The organism is Planktothrix serta PCC 8927, assembly GCF_900010725.2.
Taxonomy (GTDB): Bacteria; Cyanobacteriota; Cyanobacteriia; order Cyanobacteriales; family Microcoleaceae; genus Planktothrix; species Planktothrix serta.
In genome coordinates this window covers 277,203-298,544 of sequence record NZ_LR734878.1, presented here as the reverse complement: position 1 = coordinate 298,544, position 21,342 = coordinate 277,203, and the positions used below count along the sequence as shown (strand labels likewise).

The window sequence follows — 21,342 nt, the reverse complement described above, 5'->3', positions numbered from 1 at the left end:
TTCCCTGTTCCCTGTTCCCTGTTCCCTGTTCCCTATTCCCTAATATTAAAATTTAATTAAATTCACAAATAATTCATAAATTTTTTCTAGGTTGAGGTTATAGAAAACTATCCCTATAGGAAAAAAATATGTACAAGATATTAATCATTGAAAAAGATTTTTTTCTCTTAGAAATTTTATCAGAGTGGATAATTTCAGTCGGTTTTTTTCCTCTGAAAGCAAATACATTGCACCAAGGATTTGAACTTCTACACAGGGACAATCCTGATCTGATTTTATGTAATTACAAACTTCCTGATGGCAATGGATTAGAATTTCTGCAAAAAATTAAACTCGATGTGAAAACTAGAAATATTCCGTTTGTTTTAATTGCGGGAGCCGAATTAAAACCCTTTAAAGATTGGCAGGTTGATTACTTACCGAATTCGGTTTTATACAAACCCTTTTGGCCGCAAATGTTGTTAGAAACCCTGCATCTTTATTTACCGAATTCATCAGATATTAACCTCCTCTGTATTTAAGAAGGAGCAGGGGAAGTAGGGGCTTGTGTCCCTCCTCGCCCGTCAACAGTCAACAGTCAACAGTCAACAGTTAACAGTTAACAGTCAACAGTCAACATTGATATGTACAAGCAGCAAAAGGATATTGAAATTACTATTAATATTGCCATCACTTTGCTAAGGGATAGGAATCTGAAAAACCTGATCATCCTGAAGAACTTTCTGACTTTTATTCCTAATCCCAACCATATTAAAGAAGTCTTGACGAAAGCTGTTCAAGAGGTTGTCAATAGTTGTCCAGAAACAACCCATTGGTTACTACAACATCCTCACTGTTTAGAATCAGAAGTCAAGGTTAAAGACGTGATTCATCAAGAAATCTCGAATAAATTTCTATCTTTAGGATTGACCTTAGAAGAATTTAGTTTTGATTCTAAGGGCTATCTGGTTCTTCCTGACTCTCTCAAACAAGCGTTTTTAAAGTGTTCGGAATTTTCCTATCCTAATTATGATATCAATCTAATTCTCTACCTGCTGCACAGTCCCTAATAAATGGAGTCGAGATCGTTTAATTTTTAATTCCGGTTGTGGCTATTCCGCGAATAAATTGTTTCTGTCCTAGCAAAAATAATACAATCACCGGAATTGAAGAAATTACAACAGCCGCCATTAATAATGGCCAACTATTGGTATATTGTTCTTGAAATTCAGCTAAGACTAACTGCACGGTTTTTAATTGGGGTTTGGTTGTAAAAATCAGGGGTTTAAATAAATCATTCCATTCCCCAATAAAGGTAAATAAAAATAACGTGATTAGGGCAGGTTGAGCTAGAGGTAACATAATTTGCCATAAAATCTGCCATCGGTTGGCTCCATCTAAGGCGGCGGATTCTTCTAATTCCACTGGAATTGTCAAGAAATATTGACGCAGAAGAAATATTCCAAAACCATTGACAGCCGTTGGTAAAATTAAAGCCCAATAAGTATTAAGCAGGTGTCCCCACTTCAAAACTAAAAAAATTGGAATCACCAATAATTGAAACGGAATTACCAGGGTGGCGATTACAATCAATAATAGAGTCTGTCGTCCGGGAAACTGTAACCGTGCTAAGGCATATCCCGCTAAGGCGGAGGTGATAACTTGAAATGCGGTGACGCCTAAAGCCACTAAGGTCGAATTCGCAAACGCCAGGAGAAAGCGACCTCGATGCCAAGCTTCTTGATAGTTAGCCAGGGTAAATTGGGTATCTCCAACGGTGTTGGGGGTGGAGAAGGAAGTCAGCAAGACCACGAATAACGGTAATAATACAACCCCAGCCCCAAGTAAAAGTAGACCCCAACTGAATCCCACTAATATTTTTTCGCGTGTAATCGCTTTGATCATAAGTAAGTAATGGGTTGTTATCTTATATTAATTAAGGAAAAGTTATGATATTCAATTCTAATCAGGGTTTCCATTCAAAATCATCCCAGATTGAGGAAAACATAAATCAACGCGATGGGGTTTTGCTGCTATAGCATATTCTCGTATAAGCTTAATTAAGTAGTTTCTCAAAAAATGGACTCTCCAACCCGATCTGAAGGTTGCCCCAAAAAAGGCAAGAGAGTTTGTAAACTAGCAATAATAACTCATTTGTGATGAGGAGATTGTACATCTATGCCACAGCTTGAAGCTATTCTAGCGATTGACTTCCAATCTGAAACCTATAAGGATGCCTATAGCAGGATTAACGCCATTGTGATTGAAGGAGAGCAGGAAGCCTACGACAATTACATCAAGCTGGGTAAAATGTTACCAGAGCAGCAAGAGGATTTAGCGCGTTTAGCCAAAATGGAAATGCGCCATAAAAAGGGGTTTCAATCCTGTGGTAAGAACTTAGCAGTCACACCGGACATGGAATTTGCTCGTGAGTTCTTTTCTTCCTTGCACCAAAATTTTAAGGAGGCAGCCGATGAAAGTAAACTTGTCACCTGCTTGCTGATTCAATCTTTAATTATTGAATGCTTTGCGATCGCAGCTTACAACATTTACATTCCCGTTGCAGATGATTTTGCCCGCAAAATTACCGAAGGGGTGGTTAAAGACGAGTATCTGCACCTCAATTTTGGGGAAGAATGGCTGAAAGCACATTTTGAAACCTCCAAAGCCGAACTCGAAGTGGCTAACCGCCAAAATCTTCCGATTATTTGGAAAATGCTCAACCAAGTAGCCGATGATGCTGAAGTTCTGGGAATGGAAAAAGAAGCTTTAGTCGAGGATTTTATGATTGCTTATGGGGAAGCTCTAAGCAATATCGGGTTTTCAACCCGCGATATTATGCGGATGTCCGCCTACGGTCTCGCCGCAGCCTAAAATACCCTTTGGATTTTAGATCACATCGAGTAGAGACGTTGCACTGCAACGTCTGTACAAAAACTAGAAGTGTGCGAGGGTTTCCCCCCAGTCTGCGGCTTCGGGAGTTAAAATCTAAAATTCATCTTAAAAAATTTATAGTTGAATCATGTTTGGTTTAATCGGTCATCTTACCAGCCTAGAACACGCCCAAGCCGTAGCCAGAGATTTAGGATATCCTGAATATGCTGACCAGGGGTTAGATTTTTGGTGTAGCGCCCCGCCTCAAATCGTTGATCATATTAAAGTCACGAGTATTACAGGCCAAATCATTGAAGGCAAATATGTGGAATCTTGTTTTTTGCCAGAAATGTTAGCCAGTCGTCGGATTAAAGCCGCAACTCGCAAAATCATTAATGCTATGGCTCATGCTCAAAAAAATGGCATTAATATCACCGCTTTAGGAGGATTTTCCTCGATTATTTTTGAAAATTTTAACTTAGAACAAATTCAACAAGTTCGTAATATTAAGTTAGAGTTTGAACGGTTTACTACCGGAAATACCCACACCGCTTATATTATCTGTCGTCAGGTAGAACATGAATCGGCTAGGTTAGGGATTGATTTAGCTAAGGCTACCGTTGCTGTTTGTGGAGCCACAGGGGATATTGGCAGTGCGGTTTGTCGTTGGCTTAACCGCCACACAGAGGCCGGAGAATTGTTATTAATTGCCCGTGAAAAGGAACGCCTCAATGCTTTACAGGAAGAATTAGGGCGGGGGAAAATTATGGGATTAGAAGCAGCTTTACCTCAAGCGGATATTATTGTTTGGGTGGCTAGTATGCCTAAAGGGGTAGAAATTAATCCTGAGACGTTGAAAAAACCCTGTTTGCTGATTGATGGTGGTTATCCTAAGAATTTAGCTACAAAAATCCAGCATCCTGAAATTTTTATTTTAGACGGGGGAATCGTTGAACACGCCCTTGATATTGACTGGAAAATTATGAAAATTGTCGATATGAAGTTACCCGGTCGTCAGCTATTTGCCTGTTTTGCAGAATCAATGTTACTAGAATTTGAGAAAATGTACACCAATTTTTCTTGGGGTCGAAATCAAATTACTATTGAAAAAATGCAAAAAATTGGCGAGGTTTCTGTAAAACATGGGTTTAAACCTTTAGCTTTGTCATTGTAATCAGTTGTTGCGCTTTAGTGCTCTAGGTGGGGGCTAAAGCGCAACAACAAACTATTTTTTATGTGCAAATAATTAGGACTAATTATTATTAATCATACGAAGCTGTAATGTATTCCCTATTTTTCCAATTCTTTACGTTTCATGGATTAAAATGGTTGCTTCAATAGCGTCTTCTGGTAGCCCCGGTGCGAATATCTGCCAAACGATCTTCAAGAATCAGTTGAATAGCCATTTTTAAGCTTTCTTTGGCTTCCTCTATAGTTTCCCCCTGACCATTGGCTCCAGGTATTTCTGGACAAATAGCCCAGTATCCTCCTTCCTTTGCTGTTTCAATGATAGCCGTTAACTCTGCTTTCATGAATATCTCCTTAGATACTGATTGTATCTAGTCGAATAGATGATGAATGTTCTTTCTATTATAGATTAATATAAGAAAATCAGGGATGCGATCGCAAATAATTGATCACAATTTATAGGAAGATTAAAAAAAATGACAAGTTCAACTAAAAATAAACTTCAAGAATTGTATCAAAGCGACGATTACTTATGGTTAAAACAAACCATTGAATTATTAAAAATAAAAGACTTTGAAAGTTTAGATATAGAAAATTTAATTGAGGAGTTAGAAAGTTTGGGAAGAAGTGAATTTAATAAAATTAGAAGTCTTTCAAGGCAGATTATTATTCATCTTCTTTTGTTAGAATATTGGCAGCCAGAGTATGATATAAATTATCGGCATTGGCAAGCAGAAATCATTGCTTTTCGAGATGATTTAAGTCATGAATTAACGACGACTTTAAAAAACAAGCTAATTCCAGAATTAGACTCTATCTATCATGTTGCTGTGAGTTTAGTCAGTAAAAAAACAGGTTTATCTCAAAATATATTTCCTCCTGTTTGCCCTTATCCTGTTGAACAATTATTAGAGGATAATTGGTATCCACAAAATAATTAAAGCTGATGACAAATAGCTTTATAACTATATTTTGATTTCAGAGATATTGATTAAGAATAGCTTGGGTTAATCCTTCTAAAGTATATTCTTGAGGTTCGACATCTACCCGTCCTAATAAACTTTGACAACTTTTAGAGGTTTGGGGGCCAATAGAAGCAATACAAATCCCATCTAAATAATTAGGAGGTAAAGATTGTTCAGGGAGGGATTGAATTAATTGACAGAAATTTTTAACGGTCTTAGAACTTGCAAAGGTAATGACATCAATAATTTTATGTTGTAAAGCCTCTAAAACTTCTGGAGGAATATTATGGGGACAACCCGATTCATAAGCAGCCACTTCCACAATTGTTGCTCCTTTTGCGGTTAATTCTTGAACTAAAACTTCCCGTCCTCCGGTTTCCACTCTGGGGAATAAAATTCTTTTACCTTCCAAAGATTCGGGAAAATTTTCAACCAGGGAATCAGCTACAAAGTCAGGAGGAATAAAATCAGGTTTTAAGCAGCGTTCTTGCAAACTAGCGGCGGTTTTTTTGCCTACTACTGCTATTTTTGTTTTCCCTAAGCTGCGGATATCTTTTCCGAGAGTCATTAAGCGATCAAAGAAGTATTCAACTCCATTAGAAGAAGTTAAAATCAACCAATCAAAAAAGGTTTCAGAAGTTATTTCTAACTGTTTAATGGCTTGATCTAACCCTTCCCAACTAGAGGGAGGCGTAATCACTAAGGCGGGCATTTCAATAACAGTTGCTCCCTGTTCTTTTAGTAATTCACTAAATTGACTCGATTGTTCTGCTGAACGAGTCACTAATATTGTTTTACCAAATAGGGGTTGATTCATAGTAGCCAGATTTAAGCTAGAATTTTTGGGCAGTTGATCCTGTCCCCAAGATTGTTGGGAAGGGTTGAGAAAATCACGCAAGCGGACAACTTCACCCACCACAATCACACAGGGAGATAAGGATTCATTTGCTGTTCTTTCTACAATATCATTTAATGTACCTACCCAAACTATTTGTTGAGGACAACCCCCAGATTTAATTAGAGCAATAGGGGTTTTAGGGAGTCGTTCATGACGGAGGAGTTGATGGACAATTTCACCTAAATTTCGTCCTCCCATTAAAATCACTAAGGTTTCAATTTGGGAAACAATTTGCCAATCTAATGCTTCTAAATCATGGCCAGTCATAACAGCAAAACAACGACTCATCACCGGATCTGTAAGGGGAATATAGGCGAGAGTAGGGGCGGCTAAAGCTGATGAAAGTCCGGGGATGACTTCAAAGTCACATTGAGATTCAATTAATGCTTGAATTTCGGAAGTCGTGCGCCCAAAAATAAACGGATCGCCTCCTTTTAAACGAATAACTTGTTTTCCTCGGAGGCAATATTCAACTAATAATTGATTGATTTCTGATTGGGGAGTGCTAGGTTGTCCACCCCGTTTTCCCACTTCTAATTTTAAGCAATTGGCAGGAATTAATGTTAAAATAGAATCATCTACTAAAGCATCATAAATTAAAACTTCTGCTTGGGAGAGTAACCCTTGAGCTTGTAGGGTTAGATAAGCAATTTCTCCTAACCCTGCTCCAACTAAATAAACTTTTCCTTTTTGCCTGATCATGGGTAAAATTTTAGAGAAGTGAAGGTTTAAACCTAATTTTATCCTAACTCAAGGGTATGAAGCTTTAAGAAGTGTCACAGTCGAGATCAGAATATTACTATTATTCTTCATAATCAGATGACAGAAGCGGGGTGAATTGACTTTGTGATGGTCAATGGTCATGATCTTTAGAATATTTAGGGTTTTTGGTGCGTGCGCGTTGCTTACGCACCCTACTAATAATTAGGAGGATTGAATTAATATGAAAATACAGTTTAATTATGGTGATTTTGGTTTAGGATTAACCGTTGTCCTATTACTGACTTTTAGTGTTTTACAATGGTTACATATTCCAGCAGGAAGCTTTGTAGATTGGGTGATTGGTTGTGCTGTTTTTTGGTGGTTATTGTTAATTGTAACCGTTCCTTGGAATATTCATTTTGAGGCGAAAGAAGTTTTAGCCGAGGCGGAAGAATCGAAAAAAAAGGGAATTTCAATTGAAAATCAACAAGTTCAATATGTTACCCAGTTAGCTCAACGTTCCCTTGGGGTCGCATTAGGTTTACATTTTTTATCAACTTTGGGGCTTTATGGGTTAGCTTGGTCGGGAATTAGTGTGGTAGGTTATTTAGGTTCAGGGGCGGCTTTACTATTAACAATTTTACGGCCATCGGTACGCGCTTATCAATATTTAGCAGCCCGGTTAGCAATGGTTCGTCGTCAATTTTCCTATCCCCGTGAGGATGTTGTCGAACTGCGAAATCGCTTTGAAGTTGTAGAAGTAACGTTAAAAGAGTTAGAGAGAAAATTGAATCTAAAATATCCTGATTCTTGGGCGACTCAACAAGAACAAAAATGGCAAGCTGTTCGTGATAATTTAACCCATGTAACGGCTGATTTAGAAACGTTAAAAGCGACGAATCAATCGGAACATCAGCGTTTACAAAAAGAGGCAGAAAATGCGATCGCTCAATTAACAACCGATGGACAATTTCTCAATCATGTTCGAGAAATTATTCGATTTGTCAAAGAAGCATAATCAGGGGTTGGCGATCGCCTATTTTAAAAAAAGCGATCGCACCTTCCATAACTTAAACCCTTAAAAAATCTCCTCAAAAAATAGTTTCATCGCTTCAAAAGAACGTCGATCAGAATCGGGATTATAGGCTACTCCTTTAGAGGGATCATTTCCTGATTTGGGATTCGTAAAACTATGAACAGTTCTACCATAACTCACCATTTGCCAATCTACATTCCCCTCTCGCATTTCCTTCTCAAATGCTTTAATATCTTCTGGAGAAACTAACGGATCATCCGCACCATGTAACACTAAAACTTTGCTTTTAATTTGTTTCCCATCTTGGGGATTAGGACTATCTAAACCCCCATGAAAACTTACCACACCATCCACATCAGTACCACTTCTTGCTAATTCTAAAACCGTTGTTCCTCCAAAACAATAGCCAATAGCAGCTAAACGTTCACTATCGGTTTGGGGTTGTTTACGAAGTTCTGTTAAAGCGGCATTAACTCGTTCTCGTAATAACGCCCGGTTACTGCGGTAAAGAGTGGCTTGGGTTTTGGCTTCCTCTGCGGTTTGGGGTCGAATTCCTTTACCATAAATATCCGCAGCAAAGGCGATATAACCCAAACTGGCTAGTTGTTCTGTCCGTTTTTTTGCATACTCATCTAACCCTTTCCATTCATGCACAACTAACACCCCTGGACGTTTCCCTGTTTGTGAGGAATCATAAGCTAAATAGCCCTCTAAAACGGCATCTCCTTGGCGATATTCAATGACTTGTGTTTGTAAAGTGTTGGGAGTTTGAGCGGATGTTAAGATTGTCCAAACGGGAGCTATCAAAATCGCAATCACCAAAAGAATAAAAACAGAATATTTTTTGAGGATGTTCATAAGCAGGAAATAAATAGACGATTAACTCAACGGTTGTATTATAGCGACTCTTTTAAATATTCAGCGATCTAACTTTTTTTGAAGGGAAGCAGATGCTTCTTCAAAAAACTCTTGCGCTTCATGAGTAATAATAATTTCATACATAAAGCTTAGTATTTTCGTTTGAGTTCACTAACGGAAATAACTCGTTCTTCTAAGACATCTTCTTTTCCCTTTTCAAAGGCTTCTTTAAAACCAGCAATTTTGAGTAATTCTTCAGTAGCTTCCTGACTATCTCGTTCTGCTAAATAAGATAAAAAATCTACAGCAATAATCAATTTTTCAGGAGATAGTTGATCAACATAATGTTTAACTTGATTGCGAATTTCACTAATGTTCATAAAGTTATCCAAAATTTCATTATTAACTATTATAGAGTTTTTTGAAGGATGCGATCACCTTCTTTTTCAGTTCATTCCGATAGAGGCGAATTTAGTTAAATTTAACTAAATCTACCTCTGACCAAAATTTAGGATTCTATGATCTTTCGTTCTGCTAATCTTAATTTTGCTGAACGAGAACGGTGATTATGATTAAGTTCATCGGGTTGGGGTTGAATCGGTTTTTTAGTTAATACCTGTAAAATAGGAGAATCTTTTAACCGATGTTTAACGATTCTATCTTCTAAACTATGAAAACTAATCACCCCAATTCTACCTCCAGGTTTTAACCAATATTGAGCTTGATCTAAAAACTTTTCTAAACAAGTTAACTCTTGATTTACCGCAATTCTTAAGGCTTGAAAAACACGGGTAGCCGGATGAATCCGTCCATGACGATAACTCCCCGGAACACAATTAGCGATCGCATTTGCTAAATCTGTTGTGGTTTGAAATGGCCGTTTTTCTACAATTCGTTTAGCAATGCGTCTCGATAACCGTTCTTCCCCATATTGATAAAAAATATCCGCTAATTTCTTCTCATCCCAACGATTAATAATCTCCGCCGCCGTTAAGGATTGTTGTTGATTCATCCGCATATCTAAAGGTGCGGTATGGCGAAAACTAAACCCTCTTTCTGGCTGATCAAACTGATAGGAACTCACTCCTAAATCCGCAATAATTCCATCAAATTGTTTGCTTTTTGGGTTATATTGAGTAAAGTTTCCTTGCCAAAACTGCACTCTTTCCAATAGAGAGGGATTTGTTTGTTCAAATTTAACACGAGTAGCAGCGATCGCCTCTTGATCTTGGTCAATTGCTGTTAATCGAATATTCTCCCCCGCTTGCAACAATAACAAACTATGTCCGCCACCGCCTACGGTAGCATCTAAATATTCTCCTCCCGCACAAATTTCTAAACCTGCAATTAATTCCCGACTCAATACGGGAATATGGACAAAGGGGGTTTGAGTATTTTCTTCCACTACTTCGATGTCAGACAATCCAATGTTCCTATAGAATGGTTATTAATCAATATAACGTTTTATACGAACAGATAGAGAATTTCAAAGGTAGAATCAGAATTATCAGAGGAGATTAACAATCAATGGAAAATATAGGGGTATTGGATGGGGTGATGGGAGGAATTGCGATCGCTATTGTAATTGGGGGGTTAGTGATGTTATTTAAAGGCATTTCATCCCTACCTAAAAATTAATGGTAAAATTTGTTAAAGTAAAAACAATTAGAGAAGTATTGCCTCCCGTGAATTTTCAATCAATTATTGCAACCTTGAATCAATTTTGGAGCGATCGCGGCTGTTTGATTGCTCAATCCTATGATACCGAAAAAGGGGCGGGAACGATGAATCCCCATACCTTTTTACGAGCAATTGGCCCTGAACCCTGGTCTGTGGCTTATGTAGAGCCCTGTCGTCGTCCGACCGATGGCCGTTATGGAGAAAACCCCAACCGTTTTCAACATTATTATCAATATCAAGTGTTAATTAAACCCTCTCCTGATAATATTCAAGAGGTTTATTTAGACTCGTTGAGACTATTAGGAATTCACCCGGAAGATCATGATATTCGGTTTGTGGAAGATAACTGGGAATCTCCGACTTTAGGAGCCTGGGGGGTAGGTTGGGAAGTGTGGTTAGATGGGATGGAAATTACTCAATTTACCTATTTTCAACAATGCGGGAGTATTGATTGCCGTCCTGTTTCTATTGAGATTACTTATGGGTTAGAACGTCTGGCAATGTATCTGCAAAATGTAGATGCAATGACGAAAATTTCATGGACAGATACAATTAATTATGGGGATGTTCACTTACAAGGAGAAATTGAACAATGTACCTATAATTTTGAAGCATCTAATCCTGAATTCTTGTTTACATTGTTTGGATTATATGAACAAGAAGCCGAACAATTAATTGAAAAAGGGTTAGTATTACCCAGTTTAGATTATGTTCTTAAATGTTCCCATAGTTTCAATTTATTGGATGCTAGAGGGGTAATTGCTGTTACAGAACGCACTCGTTATATTGGTCGAATTCGGAATTTAGCCAGACGAGTCGCTCAACGCTATTTAGAACAGCGAGAACTGTTAGAATTTCCCCTAAAAAGGGGTTAAATTTTTCTCAACTTATGATTGAGTAGCGTACCTGTCGAGAGGGTAATTGTTCTAAAAATATCTAAAGCTAGATTGATGTAGCGCAATTGCCCTCATTATTTTTACAGGACTTATGCAAGCACGCTATATGTACTGTGCCAAGAAAGAGCAGTCGATTGGAAGATGATAACAATTGTATTCAGGACGACTCCTTTATTAGACATCCTCAAAACGAACAACCTGAACGCGAACCCCTGGAATGAAATATCTTCTTGATACAAATGTCTGTCATCGTAGATTGAAGTAACTTTAGGTATTTTCATCCTAAAATAACGCCCCTAAAAAGTTAATAAACCCGACCGTTGGGCATGGTTGCCCCAGATAAAATAGCATCTTGCAAATCAGCCCCATTCAGTTTCGCATTTCGCAAACTTGCACCTGTTAAATTCGCTCCTTCTAAACAAGCTCCATCTAAATTAGTTCCCCACAAATAAGCACCTTGAAGATTAGCACCTGTTAAGTTTGCGCCGGATAAATCGGCTAAATTTAGATTGGCGTGACTCAAATCGGCATTTCTCAAATCGGCATCGCGTAAGTTACCTTTCATTAAATTAACTGAAACAAATTGTCCTCCTTTTAAAACACTCTCCTGCAAATCCGCTTGTTGTAAATTCGCGCCTTCTAAGTGGGTAAATCGCATTTGAGCAGCTTGTAATGCGGTTCCCATTAAGTTAGCACCGGACAATTTAGCCCCACTCAATTTAACGTTATTGAGTTCTAACCCACTCAAATCAATTCCATCTAACTCTAATCCATTGAGAAACGCCCCATTCAATTTCACTCCATTTAACTGCGCTCCTTTTAAATTCGCCCCACTGAGTCTAGCGCCGCTTAAATTTGTCCAGTTTAAATTGGCTTTTTCTAAATTGGCAGACCGGAGGTTAATTCCGTTTAAATTTGCCCCGCATAAATTTACTCCGGTTAAATTAGCACGGAACAAATTCACACACAAAAGAATCGCACCACTCAGTTTAGCACCCGTTAAATCAACACAATTTAACTGGGCTCCTTTTAGGTTAGCTTTGGTTAAATCGGCTTCAATTAAATGACTGCCTTTCATTTTAGCATAACTTAAATTTGTCCCATATAAAAAAGCTCCATTTAAGTTAGTATCTATTAAAAAACAACGTTCTAAATAAGCCCTTGCCAGAGAAGCATCTTTTAAACTTGAAGTTGAGAAATTTGCTTGATTGAGCGTCACGCCAATTAAATTTTCAGCCGTCAGGTCTAATCCTCGAAAATCCCGTTCGCCCCGAAGATATCGTTCAATAATGTCACTACTTTTCATTTTAATATTCTCCAACTCTATAAGACCGAATTTTTTATTTCTAAAAGTCAGTAACTTTTGGAATCATCCTGAATTTTTTTTAACTTTAGCCTTGCTCAATCCGATGGAGATCACCCTTAAAACTTATTCTGCAAACCAATCGGACTTTTATCCAACGCCAGCTTTTTTTGGATCTATTTTTAGTATACAACAATATTTTCCCTTTAATGTTTTTATAAATTTTTGTAAATTTTCTCAAGGGATGAAGCGGTTTGATCTCAATTCTATATTTTAGATAGGGGCGAGTTATTCTTGCCCCTAATCACATTCGGTGGAAATATCAAGCTCTAACGGTCAACGGAACCCATAATAATATCGATACTACCGAGAATTGCCACGAGGTCAGCAATCTTTTCTCCTCGAACTAATTCCGAGAGAATCGGTAAATTACAGAAATCCGCCGCCCGAATTTTGAATCGCCAGGGAAACACATTATCATCACCAATGATATAAATGCCGAGTTCCCCTTTCCCACTTTCAATTCGTACATAATGTTCCCCTTTGGGAATTTTGAATGTTGGGGCAATTTTCTTACCAATAAATTGATAATCAAAACTATTCCAGTCAGATTTTGGCCCCTCCATCATCCGTTTGGCTTCTAAATTTTCGTAGGGGCCACCGGGTAGAGCATCTAAGGCTTGATACAGGATTTTTACTGATTCCCGCATTTCCCGAATCCGAACAATATAACGAGCGAAACAGTCTCCCCCCGTATCCCATTGAACATCCCAGTCTAACTCGTCATAACATTCATAGTGGTCAACTTTGCGTAAATCCCACTTCACCCCAGAAGCGCGTAACATCGGGCCGGATAATCCCCAGTTAATCGCCTGTTCACGGGTAATTGTTCCTAAACCTTCAATCCGGCGTCGGAAAATCGGGTTATTGGTAATTAAGCGTTCATATTCATCAATTTTGGGGCCAAAATAATCGCAGAAATCCCGACATTTCTCCACCCAACCATAAGGTAAATCAGCAGCCACGCCCCCAATCCGAAAATAGTTATTATTTACCATCCGGTATCCAGTGGCGGCTTCCCAGAGGTCATAAATTAATTCCCGTTCTCGGAAAATATAGAAAAACGGCGTTTGGGCACCGACGTCAGCCAAGAACGGGCCAAGCCATAACAGGTGATTAGCGATGCGGTTGAGTTCCAGCATAATCACCCGAATATATTGGGCCCGTTTGGGGACGGTCACTCCCGCTAATTGTTCAGGCGCGTTGACCGTGACCGCTTCGTTGAACATTCCTGCCGCATAGTCCCAACGGCTAACATAGGGAACGTACATGACAACGCTGCGACTTTCGGCGATTTTTTCCATACCGCGATGCAGATACCCGATGACGGGTTCACAGTCCACCACATCTTCCCCATCCAGGGTGACAATTAACCGTAAAACCCCGTGCATGGAGGGATGGTGTGGCCCCATGTTCAAGACCATCGGTTCTGTACGGGTTTCTATTCTGCTCATAATCTTATCTGTGTTCCCTAACGCGGATTTATTGCTTTCTTGGGATTTTTATTGCAATTGTTTAATATTATAGGAACACTTGGATGGTCTGAGATCGCAGTATTGGCAGAAAATACTTAAAGGCCTTTTGTCCCTAGTAAGGGTCTGTACTCCCCCAGAAACCGGGTTTCTGAACAAGAATCTTGATTTTATCCATTAAATTAGTTGAGAAACGGGTTTATTAGTTTGGGGGGTTAGCGATCGCAATATTATATTCTATATTTTATTAAGGTATCGTTTTAACTCCACACAATCAGGAGTCTAGTATGCACTTACTAAGAGTTCAAGTTCCAAATTTTCGGGCTTTAAATCAAGTCGATATTACGTTTGAGAAAGATTTCTTCCCTCGAATTTTTCCTTTAGGAAGTCAAAATGGGGGCGGTAAAAGTACGCTCTTACAGTTGATTTTTACCCTTCTCCACTGTTCTACTTCTGCCGAGAGAGAGATTTTTTTACAAAATTTACTTCATAGATTCAATCCTAATCAGTCATCAGAGAAAACTATTTTAGCTATCTTCGATATTTGGGACGGTTCTAAGATCCACACTATCGAGTTTTTTGCTTATCAAACAATTGATGCCATAAATTCCAAAATAAATTCCAAGGCTTACAATGAAAAACTGCCGATTTCTATTCCTTCTAAAAATAATAGTTTTATTCGACTACCTCTTGAAGCAATGAGCAAGGTGATCGATGAATGGGAACGGGAAAATTTATTAGTTATTTGTAATTATTCTTCAACTAAAAATAAATTAGTTGAATACAAATCATTACTTTGTAAAATAGGGAATTTATCTCCTCATAAAGCTAGAATTTTTTTAGATGAATTGTCAAAAAAAGTATTTTTTGCTTCTCATATAACACAAGATTTTCTATTTATGAATGGAGAATATAGAAAGTTATTTTCTGAAAAAAAAGATGATTCTGAAAAAAACAACTGTTCTAACATAAATTCCTTAAAAACAAAAATCCCAGGTTTTTTTACTTATGATTTTCTCGCAATAGATCTGGTAAAACAATTATTTATAGATGCTAGAAACAAAGATAGAAATGCAATAAAAGATGGAAAAGAAAGTAATTACTATGAAGCCTTATTGAAGCAGGATATAAATTCAATTTTGATTAATAAAAAAATCAATTTTTCTCCCGATTTAAACCAAATAACCTTTAAATTAGATAAACAGGGTGAAGAAGTAGATCTATATCCCGAAGATCTTAGTCGTGGCGAATTAAAACGACTCAGTATTTATATTTGGCTAAAACATAATGACATAAAAGATGCTATTGTTTTAATGGATGAGATTGAAATTACATTACATCCAGACTGGCAATATCAAATTATTTCTGATTTAGAACAATGGGAACCCAGCAACCAATATATTTTAGCAACCCACTCTTACGACTTATGTGAGGCATTAACCCCTGCTCACGTTAAAGTAATTAAGCTGAAATTAATTAAAAATCAAAATTAATATTGAGTAACATGAGTCTGAACCCAGAGGAATTACAAGAACATTGTAAAATTATTCTTAAATCTAACAGGATTGACAATAAAATTGTAGTTTTGTGTGAAGGGAAGATTCCCAAACTTGGGGGGAGAGGTTCACCGGAAAGCTATAGCTATAAGGACATGGATAAGAAGCCTGATGCGAACTTTTATAAAGCTTGTGTTCCTAAATATTGGAGTCAATACAAACCTGAATTTTTTAATTGTGGCGATCGCCTAGATGTAATTAACACCTTTTTTGAGTTAAAAGATTTACAACAACAAGATTCAATTAAACCTGATTCAGACCGTACAAAAATTAAATCTCATTTAGACCCTGAAAAACTTTTTGCTATTGTTGATTTAGATATTCAATCTCAAACTATTAATAAGCAATATCCATTTTCAGATACAGAAAAAATATTTTATAATCTGTATCAAGAAGGCAAAGTTAATCAGCAAACTGCACCACAGCATCGCATTTGGGTAACAGGATTCATTCATAAAGAATCCTATTTTATTATACCTGAATTGCAAGAAATGTTTGATAGCTGTTTCATGCCTCCCTATCCCCTTTATATTCCCCTTTATAAGGAAAACAATCTTTTACTAACAGATATCTATAAAGATATGGCTGAATTAATTGATCAAGATCCTGATTTAAAAAATCATCTAATAACTGCCTCTCAAAGAATTAACTATTGTCCAGGTTTAAACTGTACTGATGTCGATAAATTAAAAATATCTTGGATTCAGGAATTTAACTCTACCGTAGATGTCACTCGCAAAAATGAATTAATTTATGTGTTATTAACTTTAATAAAAGCTAAAAACTTTTGGCGTGAAATTGAACCGCCTCCTAATTGGAGTGGTTCAGCAGACAATTACAAAGAGCAATTGCTATTAAAGATAGGAAAATTTTATTCAGAACAGAGTGACGCTGAATATCATCTGAGTGTTTTCTTTAAAATTCTATATCAGTTTGTATAAAATGCTATATGATGGATAATGATGGGGTTAGCGATCGCAATTTTATTAATTTATATCTATTGATAAAAGTCTATGAACAGACTACACCTTACAATAATTAACGTTAACACTCAGAAAAGGCTGCACAATGGTTGAAAAATTAATTATAGATAACTTTGCCGGAATTGAACACTTAGAAATAGAGGTTAAGAAGATCAATATTATGATTGGCCCTCAAGCTAGTGGTAAGAGTGTCTGTGCAAAATTATTATTTTATTTTAAAGAGTTTATTACAGACCTACTTAAAGCCGTTGAAAATGACCAACACAAGCGTCAATTAGATTCATTTTACTCTGCTAAGTTTAAACATTATTTTCCTCTCATTTTCTGGGGAGAGCATGATTTTATATTGAGATATAAACTTAACGATCATTTTATCCAAATCTCCCGTAAAAATAAGTTTTCCGTTTTACTTACTTATTCTGATTATTATAAAGATACTTTTTCTGAATTACGAAAATCTTACCGAAAAAAGCAAGATAAAAATTTAGAAGAACTCATTTCTGATCCTGCAAAATTTGCTGTAGATACTCGCATAGAAATGATGAATTTTTTAAAAACAAATATAGGTAATGAATCTACCTTTATTCAATTTTTTATTCCAGCGATTCGTTCATTTTTTGCATATATACAAAAAAATGTATTTTCTGTTTTGTCAACTCAAAAATCATTAGATCCATTCCTTGAAACATTTGGCTCATTGTATGAATTCATAAAAAGAATGATGGAAATAAATAAATTTGAAGAACAGCGAAAACAACTAAACGAGGAGAAAATACAACCCTTAGTCGAAAAAATTTTGTGTGCTAAATATTTTCATGAAAAAGGAGAAGATTTTTTGGAATTTTTAGATGGAAGAAAAATTATTATTTCTAATTGTTCATCCGGTCAACAAGAAACACTTCCTTTAGTTGTTCTATTATCGACAATACCATTTTTATCAACTATTGGCGGAGGTCAGACGATATATATTGAAGAACCAGAAGCACACATTTTTCCAGTTTCTCAAAAACATATTATTGAATTAATAGCTACTGTTTTTAACTCTAAGCCTGATAATCTTCAATTTTTTATTACCACCCATAGCCCTTATATTTTAACCGCAATTAACAATTTACTTCAAGCAGGTTTAATTTATCAGGATGCTAATGATGAAGTTATCAAAAAACTAGAAAAAATTGTTCCTCGCTATAAAGCTTTATTAACAGAAGATTTAGCAGTTTACTCTTTAATGGATGGTTCATGTCAATCCATTATATCGGAAGAAACGGGATTAATTGATACAAATATTATTGACTCTGTTTCTGAAGAATTAGCCATTGAGTTTGATCAACTTCTTGACCTGATTTAAGTGCGATATGAAAAAGCGTTTTCCAGAGTGCGAAGAAATTGTATCTAATAAACTAATACCTCTTGAAGAAAAATCGCTACTACATAAAGCACCAATAAAAATTCCTGCATCTAAAAAAACAATTGTCATTTTAATTCTCGTAAATGGCTGATTTCCAGCCCGAAGGAACATAACCTTCCACAATCGGTAAAGGCTTTAACTTTTGGCTAATTTCTAATACTATAATTTCCTGCTCAGACAACTGCACTGAGAGTGTTTTTTTGTCTTTCAGTAATTCTATAAACTCCTGAATAGAAAAACCTTGAAGATTATTGATTGTTAAGATTTCGTTGACATTGCTCATTTTGATTTTTCCTGGATTCCATAATATTCTATTATTCTGATTAATATTTACAATCCGTTAAATAATCTGACCATACATAACCTTCTAATGGGTTAATAATTTTAGTCCATTTTTCTCCTTCGCTTCCATCCGTTACGCCTAATGCTACAATCGTTCCATTCTTCAGACTTCCAATCACTTTTCCATTGGGTGTTTGTCGAACATTCAACGGTGTTCCTGATGGGTCAGCAACGGTACAATACCCGATAGGTGTCTGTGCTAATAGAAATGGGTCAGAAGTTGCATAAACAGTTGGACGCGATTGCATAGCTGTATGAGCAGGCGTAGCCAGGGTTAACGTGATTGGAATTAACCCAAAAACAGCGACTTTAAAAATGCTAGTTGGGGATCTTTTATTCATGGGGTTTCCATCCTTTAAATCAATCAATAATAAAAGTTGCACCCCTATTCTGATTATAAACGATTTTTAGAATTAATCCTCAAAAATATCTAACTGTTCTCCCGCATCCTGTTTTTTATCGGATTTCTTAATTCCCTTTCTCAATCCCATCGCAATTTTACTATGCTTTTCAATTTGACGCATCACTTGTTTAGCGCGTTGAATCACCACATCCGGTAAACCCGCTAACCGTCCCGCTTCAATTCCATAAGATTTATCGGCTCCTCCGGGTTGAACTTGATGCAAAAATATAATTTTATCGGGTAATTCTTTAACAGTAACTTGATAGTTAGCCACATTGGGAATAATGGAAGCTAATTCATTTAATTCATGATAATGGGTGGCAAAAATCGTCCGAGACCGAATTTCTGTGGCTAAATATTCCGCCACCGACCAAGCAATTGATAAGCCATCAAAAGTCGCAGTCCCTCGACCAATTTCATCGAGTAAGACTAAGGATTTGGGTGTAGCATGATTTAAAATATTAGCGGTTTCATTCATTTCCACCATAAAGGTTGATTGACCCGTTGCTAAATCATCCACCGCACCTACACGGGTAAAAATGCGATCGCAAATTCCTAATTTAGCGGATTTAGCGGGGACAAAACTCCCCACCTGCGCTAATAATTGAATTAAGCCAATTTGTCGTAAATAACAACTTTTACCACTGGCATTCGGCCCTGTTAAAATAATTAAATCGGGGTAAGAATAGGGTTTAACTCCTTCCGTTTCTAAAGTATCCTCCGTACACCCTAACTGAGCGGTATTCGGCACAAAAAACCCAGAGGGTAAGGATTTTTCGACAACGGGATGGCGCCCTTCAATAATTTTAACTTCTCGACTATTGATCATTTCAGGACGACAATAGCCTTGATAAACCGCAATATCCGCTAACCCACATAACACATCAATAGCAGCCACGGCGCGAGACACATCTCGAATCAATTCTGAATGTTCTCCGACTTCCGATCTTAATCGCACAAATAGCTCATATTCCAGTTGGTTTAAATCATCTTTAGCGGTTAATATTCGGGCTTCCCGTTCCTTTAATTCTGGGGTAATAAATCGTTCTTCATTGGTTAAGGTTTGCTTCCTAATATAATCATTCGGAGCTTGATCTATTTTAGATCGAGTAATACTAATATAATAGCCAAAAGCTTTATTAAAACCCACTTTTAAAGTAGAAATTCCTGTGCGTTCTCGTTCTTGAACTTCTAAATTTGCTAACCATTGTTGATCTGCTTCTGCTAATACCCGCATCGCATCTAATTGTTCATCAATTCCCGAACGAATGACACCTCCTTCTTTTAAATGTTGAGGCGGAGATTCAACTAAATAAGCTTGAATTTTATGGGCTAAGGTTTCTAAAATTGGGGGGACGGTTTGCAACGCTTTTAAATAGGGAGAATTACCTTGAATAACTAAAATAGATAATTCCGGTAATTTCCCTAAAGAATCTGCTAAAGCTACTAAATCTCTGGCGTTAGCTGTACCATTTCCCGCCCGTCCCGTTAATCGTTCTAAATCATAAATTTGGCGAAGTAATTGTTGTAATTGATATCTTAATTCATGGTTTTCAACTAACTCTTGAATTGTATCATGACGGGCTCGAATTCCTCGGAGATCTAATAACGGTTGTAATAACCAACGACGCAACGCCCGCCCCCCCATAGCGGTACTCGTTTTATCTAATGCCCATAATAAAGAACCATGTAACGTCCCATCTCTAACGGTTTGGGTAATTTCTAAATTGCGACGACTTTGATAATCTAAAATTAAATAATCCGTAATTGTATAGGTACGCAGTCGTTGTAAAGGAACAGGATTTTCCTTTTGAGTATCATCTAAATAATCTAATAATCCTCCTGCCGCCCGCACTCCTAAAGGCAAATGATCACAGCCTAAACCTTCTAAAGACCGCAGTTGAAATTGTTCTAAAAGCTGATTTCTAGCTTCACTTAAACTAAAGGGAAATTGCGATCGCAACGAATAACAAAAACAATTCGGTAAACAATCCGGTAACTGAGTTGATTTTTCTCCTGGACGTAACATTTTTCCCAGATCCGGCGCATTAATTGGAACTAAAACTTCCGAGGGTTGTAGCCGCATTAACTCCTGGGTTAATTGTTCTAAATTTTGCGCTTGTGTTGTTAAAAATTCCCCGGTTGAAACATCCGCATAAGCTAACCCCCAATGCTCCCCAGCAATCACAACTGCTGCTAAATAATTATTCAGACGACCTTTGAGCATCCCATCATCGGTGAGAGTTCCAGGGGTTAAAATCCGGGTAATTTCTCGACGCACTTGACGTTTTTCTCTGGCTGCAATTTCCGCATCTTCGACTTGATCACAAATGCTCACCGCATAGCCTTTTTCTAATAGCATCGTAGCATAGCGTTCTACTGCATGATGGGGAACACCCGTCATCGGAACTCGCCCGATTTCTTTTCCCCCATGTTTCGTGGTTTGCACTAATTCCAATTCTTGCGCTATTGTAATGGCATCTTGAAAAAAACACTCAAAGAAATCCCCCACCCGAAATAACAGTAAGGCATGGGGATATTGTTCCTTGACTTCGATATAGCGTTGCATCATTTCCGATAACTTTTCCCGATCAAGCTGGCGATAGTCGGCATTTGGGGGAAGCGAATGATCAGGTAGTGAAGGTGGAGAGGAGGCACTGGGAGAAACGCTCATAATTTTCTGAAGATGCAAGCCACGACTAACCTTTAAAACTTTAGCGCGTTTAGTACCCTTCTGCA

At 37.3% G+C, this 21,342-nt stretch carries 21 protein-coding genes; 10 read left to right on the top strand and 11 right to left on the bottom strand.

What is annotated here, in order from left to right; translation table 11 throughout:
* The first annotated feature begins 128 nt into the window (after positions 1 to 128).
* Both PL8927_RS20835 and PL8927_RS20830 read left to right on the top strand, forming a co-directional pair.
* Complete coding sequence (locus PL8927_RS20835) at positions 129 to 521, top strand: response regulator (protein WP_083625359.1); 393 nt, start codon at positions 129 to 131, stop codon at positions 519 to 521.
* Positions 522 to 623: 102 nt separating this feature from the next.
* A complete protein-coding gene (locus tag PL8927_RS20830) occupies positions 624 to 1,049 on the top strand; it encodes a hypothetical protein (protein WP_083625358.1) in 426 nt (141 codons plus the stop codon).
* 19 nt (positions 1,050 to 1,068) lie between these two features.
* Here PL8927_RS20830 and PL8927_RS20825 read toward each other — a convergent pair whose 3' ends face one another.
* The gene (locus PL8927_RS20825) at positions 1,069 to 1,884 is read right to left on the bottom strand and encodes a carbohydrate ABC transporter permease (protein WP_083625357.1); all 816 of its coding nucleotides are present in this window, start codon (positions 1,882 to 1,884) and stop codon (positions 1,069 to 1,071) included.
* Between the two features lie 273 nt (positions 1,885 to 2,157).
* Here PL8927_RS20825 and PL8927_RS20820 point away from each other — a divergent pair, with 273 nt between their 5' ends.
* Both PL8927_RS20820 and PL8927_RS20815 read left to right on the top strand, forming a co-directional pair.
* Entirely contained in the window at positions 2,158 to 2,853 is a 696-nt protein-coding gene (locus PL8927_RS20820) for an aldehyde oxygenase (deformylating) (RefSeq protein ID WP_083625356.1), read from the top strand.
* 148 nt (positions 2,854 to 3,001) lie between these two features.
* Positions 3,002 to 4,027 (top strand): long-chain acyl-[acyl-carrier-protein] reductase, encoded by a 1,026-nt coding sequence (locus tag PL8927_RS20815; RefSeq protein ID WP_083625355.1) that lies wholly within the window; start codon positions 3,002 to 3,004, stop codon positions 4,025 to 4,027.
* Between the two features lie 160 nt (positions 4,028 to 4,187).
* Here PL8927_RS20815 and PL8927_RS20810 read toward each other — a convergent pair whose 3' ends face one another.
* Positions 4,188 to 4,385, bottom strand: a complete 198-nt coding sequence (locus tag PL8927_RS20810; RefSeq protein ID WP_083625354.1) for a type II toxin-antitoxin system HicB family antitoxin — start codon at positions 4,383 to 4,385, stop codon at positions 4,188 to 4,190.
* 132 nt (positions 4,386 to 4,517) lie between these two features.
* Between PL8927_RS20810 and PL8927_RS20805 the strand changes: the two genes are divergently transcribed.
* Positions 4,518 to 4,982 carry a DUF29 domain-containing protein gene (locus PL8927_RS20805; RefSeq protein ID WP_083625353.1) on the top strand — a complete coding sequence of 155 codons (465 nt, stop codon included), beginning with the start codon at positions 4,518 to 4,520 and terminating at the stop codon, positions 4,980 to 4,982.
* A gap of 37 nt (positions 4,983 to 5,019) precedes the next feature.
* On the opposite strand, the gene cobA is transcribed toward PL8927_RS20805, so the two are convergent.
* Positions 5,020 to 6,606, bottom strand: a complete 1,587-nt coding sequence (gene cobA, locus PL8927_RS20800) for a uroporphyrinogen-III C-methyltransferase (RefSeq protein WP_083625352.1) — start codon at positions 6,604 to 6,606, stop codon at positions 5,020 to 5,022.
* A 241-nt stretch (positions 6,607 to 6,847) separates the two neighbouring features.
* Between cobA and PL8927_RS20795 the strand changes: the two genes are divergently transcribed.
* Entirely contained in the window at positions 6,848 to 7,624 is a 777-nt protein-coding gene (locus tag PL8927_RS20795; RefSeq protein WP_083625351.1) for a hypothetical protein, read from the top strand.
* Between the two features lie 60 nt (positions 7,625 to 7,684).
* Here the strand turns inward: PL8927_RS20795 and PL8927_RS20790 are convergent, their stop codons facing one another.
* From PL8927_RS20790 to rsmH, 3 genes are all read right to left on the bottom strand, one after another.
* Complete coding sequence (locus PL8927_RS20790) at positions 7,685 to 8,500, bottom strand: dienelactone hydrolase family protein (RefSeq protein WP_083625350.1); 816 nt, start codon at positions 8,498 to 8,500, stop codon at positions 7,685 to 7,687.
* A 149-nt stretch (positions 8,501 to 8,649) separates the two neighbouring features.
* Entirely contained in the window at positions 8,650 to 8,880 is a 231-nt protein-coding gene (locus PL8927_RS20785; RefSeq protein WP_083625349.1) for a hypothetical protein, read from the bottom strand.
* A gap of 128 nt (positions 8,881 to 9,008) precedes the next feature.
* Positions 9,009 to 9,923 (bottom strand): 16S rRNA (cytosine(1402)-N(4))-methyltransferase RsmH, encoded by a 915-nt coding sequence (gene rsmH / locus PL8927_RS20780; protein WP_231506086.1) that lies wholly within the window; start codon positions 9,921 to 9,923, stop codon positions 9,009 to 9,011.
* Between the two features lie 262 nt (positions 9,924 to 10,185).
* Here rsmH and glyQ point away from each other — a divergent pair, with 262 nt between their 5' ends.
* Complete coding sequence (glyQ, locus tag PL8927_RS20775; protein ID WP_083625437.1) at positions 10,186 to 11,055, top strand: glycine--tRNA ligase subunit alpha; 870 nt, start codon at positions 10,186 to 10,188, stop codon at positions 11,053 to 11,055.
* A gap of 325 nt (positions 11,056 to 11,380) precedes the next feature.
* Here the strand turns inward: glyQ and PL8927_RS20770 are convergent, their stop codons facing one another.
* The gene (locus tag PL8927_RS20770; RefSeq protein ID WP_083625347.1) at positions 11,381 to 12,382 is read right to left on the bottom strand and encodes a pentapeptide repeat-containing protein; all 1,002 of its coding nucleotides are present in this window, start codon (positions 12,380 to 12,382) and stop codon (positions 11,381 to 11,383) included.
* A gap of 326 nt (positions 12,383 to 12,708) precedes the next feature.
* The gene (locus tag PL8927_RS20765) at positions 12,709 to 13,893 is read right to left on the bottom strand and encodes an NAD(P)H-quinone oxidoreductase subunit H (RefSeq protein WP_083625346.1); all 1,185 of its coding nucleotides are present in this window, start codon (positions 13,891 to 13,893) and stop codon (positions 12,709 to 12,711) included.
* Positions 13,894 to 14,198: 305 nt separating this feature from the next.
* Between PL8927_RS20765 and PL8927_RS20760 the strand changes: the two genes are divergently transcribed.
* From PL8927_RS20760 to PL8927_RS20750, 3 genes are all read left to right on the top strand, one after another.
* Positions 14,199 to 15,404, top strand: a complete 1,206-nt coding sequence (locus PL8927_RS20760; RefSeq protein ID WP_083625345.1) for an AAA family ATPase — start codon at positions 14,199 to 14,201, stop codon at positions 15,402 to 15,404.
* A gap of 158 nt (positions 15,405 to 15,562) precedes the next feature.
* Positions 15,563 to 16,408: a hypothetical protein gene (locus PL8927_RS20755; RefSeq protein ID WP_231506085.1), complete on the top strand. Its 846-nt coding sequence runs from the start codon at positions 15,563 to 15,565 to the stop codon at positions 16,406 to 16,408.
* 127 nt (positions 16,409 to 16,535) lie between these two features.
* Positions 16,536 to 17,798, top strand: coding sequence for an AAA family ATPase (locus tag PL8927_RS20750; RefSeq protein WP_083625343.1), 1,263 nt, complete (start codon positions 16,536 to 16,538; stop codon positions 17,796 to 17,798).
* 130 nt (positions 17,799 to 17,928) lie between these two features.
* On the opposite strand, the gene PL8927_RS20745 is transcribed toward PL8927_RS20750, so the two are convergent.
* From PL8927_RS20745 to mutS, 3 genes are all read right to left on the bottom strand, one after another.
* Positions 17,929 to 18,141, bottom strand: coding sequence for a hypothetical protein (locus PL8927_RS20745; protein ID WP_083625342.1), 213 nt, complete (start codon positions 18,139 to 18,141; stop codon positions 17,929 to 17,931).
* Positions 18,142 to 18,181: 40 nt separating this feature from the next.
* A complete protein-coding gene (locus PL8927_RS20740; RefSeq protein ID WP_231506084.1) occupies positions 18,182 to 18,541 on the bottom strand; it encodes an SH3 domain-containing protein in 360 nt (119 codons plus the stop codon).
* Positions 18,542 to 18,613: 72 nt separating this feature from the next.
* A complete protein-coding gene (gene mutS / locus PL8927_RS20735) occupies positions 18,614 to 21,277 on the bottom strand; it encodes a DNA mismatch repair protein MutS (RefSeq protein ID WP_083625341.1) in 2,664 nt (887 codons plus the stop codon).
* Positions 21,278 to 21,342: the final 65 nt, after the last annotated feature.

Coding starts and splice junctions, on each gene's coding strand:
- PL8927_RS20745 (WP_083625342.1), bottom strand. CDS start 18,141: ATGAGCAATGTCAACGAAATCTTAACAATCAATAATCTTCAAGGTTTT.
- PL8927_RS20750 (WP_083625343.1), top strand. CDS start 16,536: ATGGTTGAAAAATTAATTATAGATAACTTTGCCGGAATTGAACACTTA.
- PL8927_RS20760 (WP_083625345.1), top strand. CDS start 14,199: ATGCACTTACTAAGAGTTCAAGTTCCAAATTTTCGGGCTTTAAATCAA.
- PL8927_RS20785 (WP_083625349.1), bottom strand. CDS start 8,880: ATGAACATTAGTGAAATTCGCAATCAAGTTAAACATTATGTTGATCAA.
- cobA (WP_083625352.1), bottom strand. CDS start 6,606: ATGATCAGGCAAAAAGGAAAAGTTTATTTAGTTGGAGCAGGGTTAGGA.
- PL8927_RS20830 (WP_083625358.1), top strand. CDS start 624: ATGTACAAGCAGCAAAAGGATATTGAAATTACTATTAATATTGCCATC.
- PL8927_RS20790 (WP_083625350.1), bottom strand. CDS start 8,500: ATGAACATCCTCAAAAAATATTCTGTTTTTATTCTTTTGGTGATTGCG.
- PL8927_RS20835 (WP_083625359.1), top strand. CDS start 129: ATGTACAAGATATTAATCATTGAAAAAGATTTTTTTCTCTTAGAAATT.
- PL8927_RS20820 (WP_083625356.1), top strand. CDS start 2,158: ATGCCACAGCTTGAAGCTATTCTAGCGATTGACTTCCAATCTGAAACC.
- PL8927_RS20770 (WP_083625347.1), bottom strand. CDS start 12,382: ATGAAAAGTAGTGACATTATTGAACGATATCTTCGGGGCGAACGGGAT.
- PL8927_RS20825 (WP_083625357.1), bottom strand. CDS start 1,884: ATGATCAAAGCGATTACACGCGAAAAAATATTAGTGGGATTCAGTTGG.
- PL8927_RS20740 (WP_231506084.1), bottom strand. CDS start 18,541: ATGAATAAAAGATCCCCAACTAGCATTTTTAAAGTCGCTGTTTTTGGG.
- PL8927_RS20805 (WP_083625353.1), top strand. CDS start 4,518: ATGACAAGTTCAACTAAAAATAAACTTCAAGAATTGTATCAAAGCGAC.
- PL8927_RS20765 (WP_083625346.1), bottom strand. CDS start 13,893: ATGAGCAGAATAGAAACCCGTACAGAACCGATGGTCTTGAACATGGGG.
- PL8927_RS20795 (WP_083625351.1), top strand. CDS start 6,848: ATGAAAATACAGTTTAATTATGGTGATTTTGGTTTAGGATTAACCGTT.
- PL8927_RS20815 (WP_083625355.1), top strand. CDS start 3,002: ATGTTTGGTTTAATCGGTCATCTTACCAGCCTAGAACACGCCCAAGCC.
- PL8927_RS20755 (WP_231506085.1), top strand. CDS start 15,563: ATGGATAAGAAGCCTGATGCGAACTTTTATAAAGCTTGTGTTCCTAAA.
- PL8927_RS20810 (WP_083625354.1), bottom strand. CDS start 4,385: ATGAAAGCAGAGTTAACGGCTATCATTGAAACAGCAAAGGAAGGAGGA.
- mutS (WP_083625341.1), bottom strand. CDS start 21,277: ATGAGCGTTTCTCCCAGTGCCTCCTCTCCACCTTCACTACCTGATCAT.